The organism is Halopseudomonas yangmingensis (assembly GCF_900114825.1).
GTDB lineage: Bacteria > Pseudomonadota > Gammaproteobacteria > Pseudomonadales > Pseudomonadaceae > Halopseudomonas > Halopseudomonas yangmingensis.
In genome coordinates, this window is the sequence record NZ_FOUI01000006.1 from 124,089 (window position 1) to 137,119 (window position 13,031).

Genomic DNA, 13,031 nt, shown 5'->3' on the forward strand with positions numbered 1-13,031 from the left:
ATGGCCCCGGGCGGCCGCTTGGGGTATTCTATGTGCCTTCAATTTCGCCCCGGGATGCCACGCGCATTCCCCCTTTCCGACCGAGGCCTTACCGACATGCATTGCCTGCGTGGAGCCCCCGCCCTTTCCGTTTTCCGTCGTGACAAGCTGCTGGCCAGACTGCAGGCCAGTGTGCCGGCGGTGACCGGCCTGTATGCCGAGTTCATGCACTTTGCCGAACTGGATGCCGAGCTGGATGATAGCCAGCAGGCGGTGCTTGAGCGCCTGTTGCGTTACGGCCCGTCGGTGCCGGTGGAGGAGCCGGCTGGCAAGCTGCTGCTGGTGGTGCCGCGTTTTGGCACTATCTCGCCCTGGTCGAGCAAGGCCACCGATATTGCGCGCAACTGCGGCCTGGGTATGATCCGCCGGCTGGAGCGCGGCATTGCCTACTACGTTGATGGCAAGCTCGGGCCCAAGCGGCTGGAGCAGGTGCGTGCGCTGCTGCACGACCGCATGACCGAACTGGTACTGGATTCGCTGGAGGCTGCCGGCCTGTTTGCGCATACCGAGCCGAAGCCGTTCAACCGCGTAGACATCCTCAAGGGTGGTCGCAAGGCACTGGTCAAGGCGAATGTCGAACTGGGCCTGGCGCTGGCCGATGACGAAATCGACTATCTGGTGAAGAGCTTCAAGGGTCTCAAGCGCAACCCCAGCGATGTTGAGTTGATGATGTTCGCCCAGGCCAACTCCGAGCACTGCCGGCACAAGATCTTCAATGCCAGCTGGGACATCGACGGTCAGGCGCAGGACAAGAGCCTGTTTGGCATGATCAAGAACACCTACCAGATGCACAGCGAAGGCGTGCTGTCGGCCTATAAGGATAACGCGGCGGTGATCGAGGGCAGCGTCGCCGGGCGTTTCTTCCCGCAGCCGGACAGCAACGAGTACCGCGCGGTTGAAGAGCCGGTACACATTCTGATGAAGGTCGAGACGCACAACCACCCGACCGCCATCGCGCCGTTCCCCGGCGCCTCCACCGGCTCCGGTGGCGAGATCCGCGACGAAGGCGCGACCGGTCGTGGCGGCAAGCCGAAGGCCGGCCTGACCGGCTTTACCGTGTCCAACCTGCGGATTCCCGGTTTCGAGCAGCCCTGGGAAGAGGACAACGGCAAGCCCGGCCGTATCGTCACCCCGCTGCAGATCATGATCGAAGGCCCGCTGGGTGGCGCGGCCTTCAACAACGAATTCGGTCGCCCCAACCTGACCGGCTATTTCCGTACCTTCGAGCAGACCCTGGCCTCGCCGCGCGGTCCGGAAGTGCGTGGCTACCACAAGCCGATCATGCTGGCGGGCGGTATGGGTAACATCCGCGCCGAGCACGTGGAAAAGAACGAGATTCCGGTCGGTGCGAAGCTGATCGTGCTCGGCGGCCCGGCCATGCTGATCGGTCTGGGTGGTGGTGCGGCCTCGTCGATGGCCACCGGTTCCAGTGCCGAGGACCTGGACTTTGCCTCGGTGCAGCGTGACAACCCGGAAATGGAACGGCGCTGTCAGGAAGTGATCGACCGTTGCTGGCAACTCGGTGAGAAGAACCCGATTGCCTTTATCCACGATGTCGGTGCCGGCGGCCTGTCGAATGCCTTCCCCGAACTGGTCAACGACGGCGAGCGTGGCGGACGTTTCGAGCTGCGCAATGTGCCGAATGACGAGCCGGGCATGAGCCCGCTGGAAATCTGGTCCAACGAATCCCAGGAGCGCTATGTGCTGGCAGTGGCGGAGCAGGACTTCGAGCGCTTCCAGGCCATCTGCGAGCGCGAGCGCTGCCCCTTTGCCGTGGTCGGCGAAGCTACCGAAGAGCGCCATCTGCTGCTGAATGACAGCCACTTCGACAACCAGCCGGTCGACATGCCGCTGTCGGTATTGCTCGGCAAACCGCCGCGCATGCACCGCAGTGTCACTCGTGAAGCTGAGCTGGGCGACGACTTCAGTGCCGACATGCCGCTGGAAGAGGCCGCCCTGCGCGTGCTGCGCCTGCCGGCAGTGGCCAGCAAGAGCTTTCTGATCACCATCGGTGACCGCTCGATTACCGGTCTGGTGGCGCGTGACCAGTTTGTCGGTCCCTGGCAGGTGCCGGTGGCTGATTGCGCAGTGACCGCTGCCAGCTTTGATGTCTACACCGGCGAAGCCATGGCGATGGGTGAACGCACCCCGCTGGCGCTGCTGGATGCGGCGGCCTCCGGGCGCATGGCGGTGGCTGAAACCGTCACCAACCTGGCCGCTGCGCGGATCGGCAAGCTGTCGGATATCCGCCTGTCAGCCAACTGGATGGCCGCCGCCGGCCACCCCGGTGAGGATGCACGGCTGTACGATGCGGTGCAGGCGGTGGGCATGGAGCTGTGCCCGCAGCTGGGCATCACCATCCCGGTGGGCAAGGACTCGATGTCGATGAAGACCCGCTGGAACGATGGGGGCAGCGAGAAGAGCGTTACCTCGCCGATGTCGCTGATCGTTACCGGTTTTGCCCCGGTGCAGGATGTGCGCGCTACCCTGACCCCGCAACTGCGCCTCGACCAGGGCGAGTCCGACCTGATCCTGATCGATCTGGGGCGTGGCCAGAACCGCCTTGGCGGCTCGGCGCTGGCCCAGGTCTACAACCGCATTGGCCAGACGGGTCCGGATCTGGATGACGCTGAAGACCTGAAGGCCTTCTTTGCGGTGATTCAGGGGCTGAACAACGATGCTCAGCTGCTGGCCTACCACGACCGCTCCGACGGCGGCCTGCTGGCAACCCTGGCAGAAATGGCCTTTGCCGGTCACTGTGGCCTGAGCGTCAGCCTTGACGTGCTGGCCGATAGCGACGCCGAGCTGCCCGCCGTACTGTTCAACGAGGAACTGGGTGCGGTGATTCAGGTGCGTCAGGCCGATACCGAAGCGGTTCTGGCCCAGCTGTCCGCCGCCGGCCTTGGCGACTGCAGCGCGGTGATCGGTCAGCCGCAGCGCGAGCAGTTGCTGGACTTCGGCTTCAATGGCAACAGTGTGCTGAGTGGCAGTCGTGCCAACTGGCAGCAAGTGTGGAGCGAAACCAGCTGGCAGATCCAGCGCCTGCGTGACAACGTCGAGTGCGCCGATCAGGAGTTTGAGATTCTGAGCGATGACGCCAACCCGGGCCTGAACGCGCTGCTCAGCTTCGACATCAACGAAGATGTGGCAGCGCCACTGATCAATACCGGCGTGCGCCCGCGGGTGGCGATCCTGCGCGAGCAGGGCGTCAACGGTCAGGTGGAAATGGCCGCCGCCTTTACCCGCGCCGGCTTTACCGCGATCGACGTGCACATGAGCGACATTCTGGCTGGTCGCGTGGATCTGGCTGAGTTCCGTGGACTGGTCGCCTGTGGCGGCTTCTCCTACGGTGACGTGCTGGGTGCCGGCGAAGGCTGGGCCAAGTCGATCCTGTTCAACGCCCAGGCCCGCGACGCCTTCAGCGCCTTCTTCCAGCGCCCGGATACCTTCGCCCTGGGTGTGTGCAACGGCTGCCAGATGCTCTCCAACCTGCGCGAGCTGATCCCCGGCAGCGACCACTGGCCGCGCTTTGTACGCAACCGCTCGGAGCAATTCGAGGCGCGTGTGGCGATGGTCGAAGTGCAGGCCTCGCCGTCGATCTTCCTCAGCGGCATGGTCGGCTCGCGTCTGCCGATCGCCATTGCCCACGGCGAAGGTCATGCCGAGTTTGCCGACAGCTGTGCGGTGGATGCCTGCGAGGCCAGCAACAGCGTGGCACTGCGTTACATCGATAACCGTGGCCGCATGACCGAGCGCTACCCGGCCAACCCCAACGGCTCACCGCGTGGCATTACTGGTCTGACTACCCGTGATGGTCGCGTGACCATCATGATGCCGCACCCCGAGCGGGTGTTCCGTGCCGTGCAGAACTCCTGGCACCCGGATGACTGGAGCGAGGACGGCGGCTGGATGCGCATGTTCCGCAACGCACGGGTCTGGGTCGGCTGAACAGGTTTTCAGGCATCCCCTTTACCCCGGCCCTGTGCCGGGGTATTTGTTTCTGCAACCGCACACGTATTCGAGGGCTGCTGATGAACAAGCTCAATCCGGCCAAGCTGGCCAACAGCAAGTGGACGGCACTGAAGCCGGTGAACCGGGAGAAGCATTTTCTGGTCACCGAGGTCGAGTATGACGAGGAGGGCGTAGTGCAGTCCTGCACGCTGGAGGCGGTGATTTCCCGGCGCGAATATCCGATCGACTGAACCGAGTTGAAAGACAGCGCTGTCTGGGGGCAGGGCTGGAAGTAGCCGCTCGGTCGCAGCCGCAGCTCAGTCATGGGGCAAGGCAGGCCTTACGACAAATTGCAGGACTCGATCAAACGGGAGGCCGGCATGAGAGCACTATTGCTGACGGGGTGTTTGCTGAGGCTGGGTCGAGGCGGCGAAGGTGCGTGGCTTTGACACTGAAAAGCTGATTATCGTAGGGCACTGAGGCGTTCAATCTGTATTTTTGTATTGTTTGGTTGCTTATTTGGCGATTGACGCAAAAAGATTTCCCTCGGCATTGTTGCGTTGTGCGCTGTCTGTCAGTTGGCCTTCAGTGGTGGCGGTCCGAGTATCCTGCTGGTCAGCTTCACATACCAGGCGGCCGCCTGAACCTGGACGATATAGGCCAGGGCAATCAGCAGCGCCGCGCTCAAAAACAGTTTGCCGATCAGGTAGCGCTGCGTCAGATTGCCCAGCAGCAAGGGCAGAAAGACGATAAGGACTATCTGCATAAAGACCGAGGTGAGGGGTATGTCGATCACTGTCCCCAGCAGGCCTTTCAGGTACAGCGGTGCCAGCAGAGAACCGGCCAGCAGGCCGGTCAGCAGCAGGGCCAGGCGCACAAAGGGCTGGTTGGGGAAGAACAGCAAGCCGGCAGCGTAGCCGATGGCGGACACCACTACAAAGTTGATCAGCTGGATAACCCACAACAACTTGCCACTGCCACGCCTGACCAGTTGCTGCATGGCGCGCTCCCTGATCAGACCCTGGAATGTGAATGACGTGAGGCAAGCCTACTACCAACAGGCGGCCCTGCTCAGTGACCTGGGTCACCAAGCAGATGCGGTTGCTGCAGGCTTCAGTTGACCGGTTTTTCCTGCTTGAGGCCGATTTTTTTCAACATGACCATCGCCGGACACCACTTGGTGAAAGCTGACTGGATCAGGTTGAGTGCGATAAAGCCGGTGAACAGCAGCCAGGCCGGGTTGACGAAGTGCGCCAGCAGGATGGAAATCAGGATAAACACGCCAGCCATCAGGCGAAGGCCTTCGTTGATTGTCATGGAAGTGACTCCTTCATGGGGGTTGTTCTTATACTCTACCCTGTATTTCAGGTTTTGCCATGATGCTGATCAGTTGGAGAGGTTTGAATTCATTTTGTTTGATGTTCGCGGGCTGGATTCGGCATTGTCAGGTTGCCGTGCCTTGCGGCGCCCGGACATAAATGACAAGGCCCCGGCCATTGCTGGTCGGGGCCTTGTGCATCACGCCTGCTGTATCAGTTCTTTTCGAACGGCACCGGACGCGGTGTGGCGTTGGTAGAAGGCGGCAGGATCGGCATGGCGAAGCTCGGCTGCTCACCGGTCAGGGTCTTGAGGAAGGCCGTGATATTGCCGATTTCCTCATCGCTCAGCTGGCGGCCAAGTTGCAGGCGGGCCATCACATCAACCGCCTTTTCCAGCTCCCAGTAGGCACCATCGTGGAAGTAGGGGTAGGTCAGTTCGACGTTGCGCAGGGTCGGTACCTTGAAGTTGAAGCGGTCGCGGTCATCACCGGTGACCGATACGCGGCCTTCTGCCGGGTTGTCAGTGACATAGGGCTCGACAACCCCCATGCGCTGGAACGAGGTGCCACCCGCTGCCGGGCCGTTGTGGCAGGCGGTGCAGCCGATTTCCTTGAACTTGTTATAGCCGGCCAGTTCCTGGGTATTCAGGGCGCTGTCATCCCCCTTGAGCCACAGGTCGAAGCGCGAGTTCGGGGTAACCAGGGTTTCCTCGAACACCGCGATGGCGTCGGTGACGTGGTCAATGGTGATATCTTCGGTGCCGTAGATGGCCGCAAATTCCTGGCGGTACTGCGGAATCGAGCGCAGTACATCAATCGCCAATACGTGGCTGGAGGCCATTTCCATCGGGTTGGCGATCGGACCACCGGCCTGCTCCTGCAGGTTGGCGGCGCGGCCATCCCAGAACTGCGCGACACTCAAGCTGGAGTTGAGTACGGTTGGCGAGTTGATCGGGCCTTCCTGCCAGTTGTGACCGATCGAGGTCGGCAGGTTGTCACTGCCACCCATGCTCAGGTTGTGGCAGGAGTTGCAGGAAATGAAGCCCGAGCGCGACAGGCGCGGATCAAAGAACAGCTTCTTGCCCAGTTCGGCTTTGGCCGGCTCGGTGATCACGGCGGGCTCAATGGGCTTGATCAGTTCGCTGGCAACACGGTCGGCCATGGCGGGCATGGCCATGCTGGCAGCGATGATGGCGGTAGCAATCAACGGATATTTCATGGGATCTCTCCTGGTCCTGGATAAGGCAAGTGTTCGCAGGGCGTTTTTGATTTTATTGTTCTGTTTGAGACAATTGTCACTAATAACAATGACCAAAACGTTGACTTTGGTCATGGAAACCCCTTGAAACGTACAAGTCCTTCCAGTTTGTATGGTTATGCATGTAACAAATTGTGTTGCTATCGCAGGCGCTGCCTGCCGATCTTGCAGCAGTGCCGAGGATTGGCTAGAGTTGTCGAAGATTTTCTGGAGATTCGCATGACCAACGCATCCACCCCGCTTGTATCGCCCCGGCACATGCTGCAGGCAAGCGCGGTTGTGTCTGTGGTTTCTGTGTTCTTCTTTGGGTACTGGTATCGCCACAGGCGCGCCTGAGTACCCGCAGGCGCCCGGATTCGAGGGTCGCCACCATGTTCATATAAACCCCGGTCGGCAACCCGACCGGGGTTTTTTATTGTCGATTGATTTGTTGTTTTCCAAGGAGCTTGCCATGTATCGCTACGTCACCCGCTGCTTTTCGTATGTCTGGTTGTCTGGCTGTTTTGCCCGGTTGTCCAGCGAGCGCTGTATCTGTCGAACCACCAGTTGATGCCGCAGCGTGTTGCGCGCGGCCGAGGATGATTGCCCATGAATGCTTCCGTTATGCCCTTGTCTGTTACCGTTGCCCGTCCAGTGCGGCAACGTACCCACAAATCCCTGCCGACACCTGCTGAAGTGCAGCAGCAACTCCCCGTGTCCGCGCCCCTGTCTGCGCGTATTGCTGCCCAGCGTGACCAGGTGAGGGCAGTGGTAGGCGGCCGTGACCCGCGCTTTTTGGTCGTGCTGGGGCCGTGCTCGCTGCACGACCCGCAGGCCGCACTGGTGTATGCCGAGCGGCTGTTGCACTTGCAGGAGAGGGTCAAGGATCAGTTGTTGTTGGTGATGCGTGCCTACGTGGAGAAGCCGCGCACTACGGTGGGTTGGAAGGGCATGCTGTACGATCCGCATCTGGATGGCAGCGATGATCTGGCTGAAGGCCTGCACCGCTCCCGTGCGCTCTGGCTGCAGTTGGCTGAACTGGGATTGCCGCTGGCTACCGAGTGGTTGCAGCCGTTGGTAGCCGGCTACCTGGATGACTTGCCAAGCTGGGCGGCTATAGGTGCGCGCACCAGCGAGTCGCAGGTGCATCGCGAACTGGTCAGTGGGCTGGATATGGCGGTGGGCTTCAAGAACGGCACCGATGGCAGCCTGGCAATAGCGTTGGATGCCATGCGCTCGGCCGCCCATCCCCACCGGCATTTCGGTATGGATGCGCAGGGCTGTCCGGCGTTGGTGAGCACGCTGGGTAACCGGCATACCCAGTTGGTATTGCGTGGCGGTCACTCGGGGCCGAACTTCCACGCAGGGGCTGTCAGCGCGGCACGTGAGGCCATGCAGGCACAGGGTCTGGAGCCCAGCATTATGGTCGATTGCAGTCATGCCAACAGCGCCAAACAGCCGGAACGTCAGCCACAGGTACTTGCGCAGGTGTTGCAGCAGCGCCGTGCCGGTGAGCGTGCTCTGCGCGGGGTAATGCTGGAGAGCCATTTGCAGGGCGGCAGTCAGGCGTTGTCGGAGAACCTGCAGTTTGGTGTATCCATTACCGATGCCTGTCTGGGCTGGGAGGTCAGCGCTGCCTGTGTGCTGGAGGCCGCCGAACAGTTGGCCGGGTGAGTCTGCGGTATTGCTCTGCTACGGGCTGTGCCTGCTATGCTTGATGCCCCCGACGCAGCAGGCCTGATTTGCCCTGCTACTGGATTTTCCGGCAACAAGGACCTTGCATGAGCGCAGCCCGGTTGGCACCCAAACGCGAGATTTTCGGCTGGGCGATGTTCGATTTCGCCAATCAGGGCTACACGCTGCTGATCATTACGGTGATCTTCGGCGATCTGTTTACCCGGGTGATTGTCGGTGATGCACCGGACTACCGGCTTGGCAACCTGTTGTGGAGTCTGGCACTGGCGGCCAGCTACCTGCTGGTGGTGGTGGCCAATCCGTTGTGCGGAGCCATCATGGATTACACCGCCAGCCGCAAGCGTTTCCTGTTTGCCAGTTACCTGCTGACGGTGGTGGCCACCGCGCTGCTGTATCTGGTGGAGCCGGGCTGGATTACCCTGGCCGTGGTGCTGCTGGTGATTTCCAATTTTGCCTATGCCATAGGTGAAGGCTTTATCGCCAGCTTTCTGCCTGACCTTGGTCCGCGCCGGGCGCTGGGCTGGATTTCCGGGCTGGGTTGGGGGCTGGGCTATATTGGCGGTCTGCTGGCGGCGGCCTTTGCCTTGCTGTTCCTGGGCGAGGTGTCGCTGGAGAACTATGACACCATCCGCTGGGTCGGCCCCTTTGCGGCGGTGTTCTTTCTGCTGGCAGCGATCCCGACCTTTTTCTGGTTGCGCGAGCGCGGTGAGCCGCGGCCCATGCCGACCGGTCAGAACCTGTTGCAGCTGGGGCTTGGGCGGCTGCTGACTACCTGGCGCGAGTCTGCGCGGTTTCAGGATCTGCGCTGGCTGCTATTGTCGGTGTTCTTTGCCATGGCGGGTGTGTACATCATCATCGCCTTTGCCTTTATCTACGGCGCCCAGGTGATCGGTTGGGATGAAAATGTACGGGTGCTGATGTTTATCACCGTGCAGATCACCGCGACCATCGGTGCCTTGGGCTTTGGCTGGCTGCAGAGCCGCATCGGCACCCGTACCACCTACCTGCTGACCCTCGGTCTGTGGCTGTTGGCGATTCTGGCGATCTGGCAGACCCAGGGGCTGACCGCACTGCTGGCCAGTTGGCTGGGCGTGAGCTGGGAAGCGCAGTATGTGTTTCTGGTGGCCGGGGTGCTGGCCGGTGCCAGTCTGGGTTCATCGCAGTCTGCCGGTCGTGCGCTGGTGGGGGTGTTGACACCGGCCGGTAAGCAGGCGGAGTTCTTCGGCCTGTGGGGCATGGCTTCGAAGCTGGCGGCGGTGTTCGGCATGTTCGGTCTGGGGCTGATCCAGTGGGGCATTGGCCTGGCCGATGCGATCCTGTTCTGCCTGCTGCTGTTCGGGCTGGCCATGCTTTGTGTGCTGCCGCTGGATGAACGGCGTGGCGAGGCGGTGGCAGAGAGCTGGCGGGATTGAGTGATGTGCTACTATTCATAACGATTAATTATGAATAACGCCTTCAGCAAGGCCGGTTTTTTGGCCTGCCTATCCCACGAAAGCCTGCTGCCGTTCGCAGCACAGGAGTAACCACTATGGCTGTCACCGGTAAAACCCGATCAGTTACTGCTCACGTCCCTGTCGAGCTGGCCGAACGTGTTGATGAGATTGCCGAGCGCCTGGAACGCTCGAAGAACTGGATCGTCAAGCAAGCCCTGTCGGCCTGGCTCGATCAGGAGGAAGAGCGCAGCCGCTTGACCCGCGAAGCGCTGGCCGATGTGGATGCCGGTCGCGTGATTGACCATCAGGCCGTGCAGGCCTGGGCTGAAAGCCTGAGCACTGATACGCCGCTACCGGTGCCGCACTGATGGAGTTGAAGTGGACGAGCAAGTCGCTGTCCGATCTGGCACGCCTCTATGAGTTCCTGGCGGCGGTGAACCAACCGGCTGCCGTGCGCACAGTGCAACAGCTCACGGCAGCGCCGATGACGCTGCTGACCAATCCGCGTCTGGGCGAGCGGCTGGAAGAGTTCGATCCGCGTGACGTGCGGCGGATTCTGGTCGGGCACTACGAGATGCGCTACGAAATCGCTGACGCCACTATTTACCTGCTGCGCCTGTGGCACACCCGCCAGGATCGCTGACATCCCACCAGCCAGCCTCCTCAAATTAAAATTATTCTGCACAGCAATGCGCGCAGGCTCTGCGCATTGATCAGCGCTTGCGATTACGCAGCTGCTGCACCAGCGCCTTGGGCGGGTGGCGGATCACCAGGGCGTCGTCGCCTTCATCGTATTCCACACGTTCGCCGAGCAGGTGTGCTTCAAAGCTGATCGACAGGCCGTCGGCCTTGCCGTAGAAACGCATAAAGTTGTTCACCGTCTTGCGATCCGGCGGGATCTCCGGGGACAGTCCGTAATCCTTGTGGCGGATGTAGTCGAAGAAGGCGCGCGGGTGCTCCTCGTCGATCAGCCCGGACAACTCCTCCAGCGCGACCTGCTCACCCTGGCGGGCCTGACTGCTGACGTAGCCGCTCAGCGCCTTGGTCTTCTGCTTTAGCGCATCGGGTTCCAGCTCGGCCTCGCCGACATAGTCACTGAAGGCCTGCAGTAGGGTGGTGGTGTCTTCTTCCGGATTGGAGCCTTCGATACAACCGATAAAGTCGCGGAAGTAGTCGGACACCCGCTTGCCGCTGCGCCCGCGAATAAATGAAATGTAATTCTGTGCCGTCGCGTTCTGCTTCCACTCGGTCAGGTTGATGCGTGCGGCCATGTTCAGGTTGGCCAGATCCAGATGCCGCGCCGAGGCGACTTCCAGCTGGTCGGTGACGGTGACACCCTCGGTGTGGTGCAGCAGGGCAATCACCAGAAAGGCGGTCATGCCCTGGCGGTAGCGGATAAACAGCACATGCCCGCCCATCGCCAGGTTGGAGCTTTCCATCAGGCTTTTCAGCTGTTCGCTGGCCCTGGCGGAAAAGCCGACAAAATCCAGCTCGCCATCCACCAGTTGTTGCAGCCAGCCGCTGAACGGGTAGGCACCGCTTTCCGGGTGGAAGTGGCCCCAGGCCTTGTTCGGCTTGCTGTTGTATACGTCGATCAGCCCGGCCAGCAGTTGCTCCAGCGCCTCATTGGCGGGCAGCTCGGCATCGCGCAGGCTGAGGCTGGCCGGCTGGCCATCGGGCTTCTTGTGGATCTGGTGAACGATGCTGTTGTCGATTGGCATGGCGGGCGTCCGTGGTCAAAGCGGAGCAGAACGTTAAAGCAGATGGTGATTTAGCGCAAATGAACCGCTGGTTATTTGTTCGCAGATTGGTTCAAGAACAGCGGACATCGTGGCCAGGTTGCCGGCGCCCGGTTCCGGACCGTGCCCAGCCAGGGAAGGCTGGGCGCGAGCCTACAGGGATGTACTTGCGGCGTGTCCGGAACCGGGTGCCGGCAATCAGGCTGGCACATGGGATGTCTGGTTTTGGTAAACCATCAAACCACGAACATCAGCATATAAGTCCCGGCACCCGACAGATAACCGATCAGCGCCAGCCAGCTGATCTTTTTCAGGTACCAGATAAAGTTGATGCGTTCCATGCCCATGGCGGCAACGCCGGCGGCCGAGCCGATGATCAGGCAGCTGCCGCCGGTGCCGGCGCAATAGGCCAGCAGTTCCCAGAACTCGCCGTTGACCACGAACTTCGACAGCCAGTCGCTGTTGGCACCGGCAGCGGCGAGAACGTCGGCACTGACCAGCGGATACATCTTCATCGCACCGGCGACCAGCGGCACGTTGTCGACCACCGAGGACAGCAGACCAATGGCCAGGTTGATTGCATAGATATTGCCGAGACCATCCTTCAGCCAGGTGGCGACCTGCACCAGATGCCCGGCGGTGGAGAGACTGGACACCGCCAGCAGGATGCCAAGGAAGAACAGCACGCTGGGCGTGTCGACCCGGCGCAGTACGCCGATCACCGACAGCGGGTGCTTGTCCTCCTCGTTCTTGCTGCGGTGCAGAATTTCCGTCACCACCCAGAGGATACCGAGGCCGAGGAAGATGCCCATAAAGGGCGGCAGGTGGGTCAGGGTCTTGAATACCGGCACAAACAGCAGGGCGCTGATGCCGAGGATAAAGACCAGGTTGCGCTCGAAGGCGGTGGTCGGGTCCTTGCGCTCGGACTTGCTCTGCGTTTGCTTTGGCCGCTCGAATTCGCCCTTCATCGACAGGCTGAGGACCGCCAGCGGAACCAGCAGGCAGACCAGGCTGGGGATGAACAGCTGGGTGACAATGCCGCTGGCGGTAATCTGGTTGCCGATCCACAGCATGGTGGTGGTGACGTCACCGATCGGTGACCAGGCGCCGCCGGCATTCGCCGCGATTACCACAATGCCGGCATAGAACCAGCGCTCATGCTGTTCGCGGACCAGCTGGCGCAGCAGCGAGACCATTACGATGGTGGTGGTCAGGTTGTCCAGCGCGGCGGACAGGAAGAAGGTGATCAGGCCAACCATCCACAGCAATTGCAGGCGCTTGGTGGTCCGGATGCGGTCGGTGATGACCTTGAAGCCCTCATGGGCGTCGATCAGCTCGACAATGGTCATGGCACCGAGCAGGAAGAACAGGATCTCGGAGATTTCGCCGAGGTGGTGGCGCAGTTCGGTGTTGATGTCATGCCCGCCGGCTTCATGCACAGCCGGCAGAATGCTGTCGGCGCCAATCACCAGCAGGGTCCAGCAGGCCACCGCCGTGAGGATCGCCGAGGCGGCCTTGTCGATTTTCAGTGGGTGTTCAAGGGCAATACTCAGATAGCCGATGGCAAATACCACGGCCATAAGGGCGTAGGCATACATGGATGCAGTGCTCCATAAGTA

The 13,031-nt window shown here is 61.3% G+C and carries 11 protein-coding genes; 6 read left to right on the forward strand and 5 right to left on the reverse strand.

What is annotated here, in order from left to right; translation table 11 throughout:
* Positions 1–96 precede the first annotated feature (96 nt).
* Both purL and BMZ23_RS07815 read left to right on the forward strand, forming a co-directional pair.
* Positions 97–3,987: a phosphoribosylformylglycinamidine synthase gene (gene purL / locus BMZ23_RS07810; RefSeq protein WP_093475067.1), complete on the forward strand. Its 3,891-nt coding sequence runs from the start codon at positions 97–99 to the stop codon at positions 3,985–3,987.
* 83 nt (positions 3,988–4,070) lie between these two features.
* On the forward strand, positions 4,071–4,241 hold the full coding sequence (locus BMZ23_RS07815) for a TIGR02450 family Trp-rich protein (protein WP_093475070.1): 171 nt from the start codon (positions 4,071–4,073) through the stop codon (positions 4,239–4,241).
* A 323-nt stretch (positions 4,242–4,564) separates the two neighbouring features.
* Here the strand turns inward: BMZ23_RS07815 and BMZ23_RS07820 are convergent, their stop codons facing one another.
* The 3 genes from BMZ23_RS07820 to BMZ23_RS07830 all read right to left on the reverse strand — a co-directional run bounded on the left by BMZ23_RS07820 (position 4,565) and on the right by BMZ23_RS07830 (position 6,485).
* Positions 4,565–4,990: a hypothetical protein gene (locus BMZ23_RS07820; RefSeq protein WP_177197244.1), complete on the reverse strand. Its 426-nt coding sequence runs from the start codon at positions 4,988–4,990 to the stop codon at positions 4,565–4,567.
* 113 nt (positions 4,991–5,103) lie between these two features.
* The gene (locus BMZ23_RS07825; protein WP_093475072.1) at positions 5,104–5,307 is read right to left on the reverse strand and encodes a YgaP family membrane protein; all 204 of its coding nucleotides are present in this window, start codon (positions 5,305–5,307) and stop codon (positions 5,104–5,106) included.
* Positions 5,308–5,522: 215 nt separating this feature from the next.
* Entirely contained in the window at positions 5,523–6,485 is a 963-nt protein-coding gene (locus BMZ23_RS07830; RefSeq protein ID WP_245748157.1) for a cytochrome-c peroxidase, read from the reverse strand.
* A gap of 669 nt (positions 6,486–7,154) precedes the next feature.
* Here BMZ23_RS07830 and BMZ23_RS07835 point away from each other — a divergent pair.
* The 4 genes from BMZ23_RS07835 to BMZ23_RS07850 all read left to right on the forward strand — a co-directional run bounded on the left by BMZ23_RS07835 (position 7,155) and on the right by BMZ23_RS07850 (position 10,316).
* Positions 7,155–8,219 carry a 3-deoxy-7-phosphoheptulonate synthase gene (locus BMZ23_RS07835; RefSeq protein ID WP_093475078.1) on the forward strand — a complete coding sequence of 355 codons (1,065 nt, stop codon included), beginning with the start codon at positions 7,155–7,157 and terminating at the stop codon, positions 8,217–8,219.
* Between the two features lie 107 nt (positions 8,220–8,326).
* Positions 8,327–9,652: an MFS transporter gene (locus tag BMZ23_RS07840; protein ID WP_093475081.1), complete on the forward strand. Its 1,326-nt coding sequence runs from the start codon at positions 8,327–8,329 to the stop codon at positions 9,650–9,652.
* Positions 9,653–9,768: 116 nt separating this feature from the next.
* Positions 9,769–10,041 (forward strand): CopG family ribbon-helix-helix protein, encoded by a 273-nt coding sequence (locus BMZ23_RS07845; RefSeq protein WP_093475084.1) that lies wholly within the window; start codon positions 9,769–9,771, stop codon positions 10,039–10,041.
* On the forward strand, positions 10,041–10,316 hold the full coding sequence (locus BMZ23_RS07850; RefSeq protein WP_093475087.1) for a type II toxin-antitoxin system RelE/ParE family toxin: 276 nt from the start codon (positions 10,041–10,043) through the stop codon (positions 10,314–10,316). The genes BMZ23_RS07845 and BMZ23_RS07850 overlap by 1 nt, the downstream gene beginning before the upstream one ends.
* Positions 10,317–10,386: 70 nt before the next feature.
* Here BMZ23_RS07850 and yejK read toward each other — a convergent pair whose 3' ends face one another.
* The gene (gene yejK, locus BMZ23_RS07855) at positions 10,387–11,394 is read right to left on the reverse strand and encodes a nucleoid-associated protein YejK (protein WP_093475090.1); all 1,008 of its coding nucleotides are present in this window, start codon (positions 11,392–11,394) and stop codon (positions 10,387–10,389) included.
* 254 nt (positions 11,395–11,648) lie between these two features.
* Positions 11,649–13,010, reverse strand: coding sequence for a sodium:proton antiporter NhaD (gene nhaD / locus BMZ23_RS07860; protein ID WP_093475093.1), 1,362 nt, complete (start codon positions 13,008–13,010; stop codon positions 11,649–11,651).
* Positions 13,011–13,031: the final 21 nt, after the last annotated feature.

What these genes read in the sequence shown, in the direction of transcription:
- purL (WP_093475067.1), top strand. Translation starts at nt 97, where the DNA reads ATGCATTGCCTGCGTGGAGCCCCCGCCCTTTCCGTTTTCCGTCGTGAC.
- BMZ23_RS07815 (WP_093475070.1), top strand. Translation starts at nt 4,071, where the DNA reads ATGAACAAGCTCAATCCGGCCAAGCTGGCCAACAGCAAGTGGACGGCA.
- BMZ23_RS07820 (WP_177197244.1), bottom strand. Translation starts at nt 4,990, where the DNA reads ATGCAGCAACTGGTCAGGCGTGGCAGTGGCAAGTTGTTGTGGGTTATC.
- BMZ23_RS07825 (WP_093475072.1), bottom strand. Translation starts at nt 5,307, where the DNA reads ATGACAATCAACGAAGGCCTTCGCCTGATGGCTGGCGTGTTTATCCTG.
- BMZ23_RS07830 (WP_245748157.1), bottom strand. Translation starts at nt 6,485, where the DNA reads ATGGCCATGCCCGCCATGGCCGACCGTGTTGCCAGCGAACTGATCAAG.
- BMZ23_RS07835 (WP_093475078.1), top strand. Translation starts at nt 7,155, where the DNA reads ATGAATGCTTCCGTTATGCCCTTGTCTGTTACCGTTGCCCGTCCAGTG.
- BMZ23_RS07840 (WP_093475081.1), top strand. Translation starts at nt 8,327, where the DNA reads ATGAGCGCAGCCCGGTTGGCACCCAAACGCGAGATTTTCGGCTGGGCG.
- BMZ23_RS07845 (WP_093475084.1), top strand. Translation starts at nt 9,769, where the DNA reads ATGGCTGTCACCGGTAAAACCCGATCAGTTACTGCTCACGTCCCTGTC.
- BMZ23_RS07850 (WP_093475087.1), top strand. Translation starts at nt 10,041, where the DNA reads ATGGAGTTGAAGTGGACGAGCAAGTCGCTGTCCGATCTGGCACGCCTC.
- yejK (WP_093475090.1), bottom strand. Translation starts at nt 11,394, where the DNA reads ATGCCAATCGACAACAGCATCGTTCACCAGATCCACAAGAAGCCCGAT.
- nhaD (WP_093475093.1), bottom strand. Translation starts at nt 13,010, where the DNA reads ATGTATGCCTACGCCCTTATGGCCGTGGTATTTGCCATCGGCTATCTG.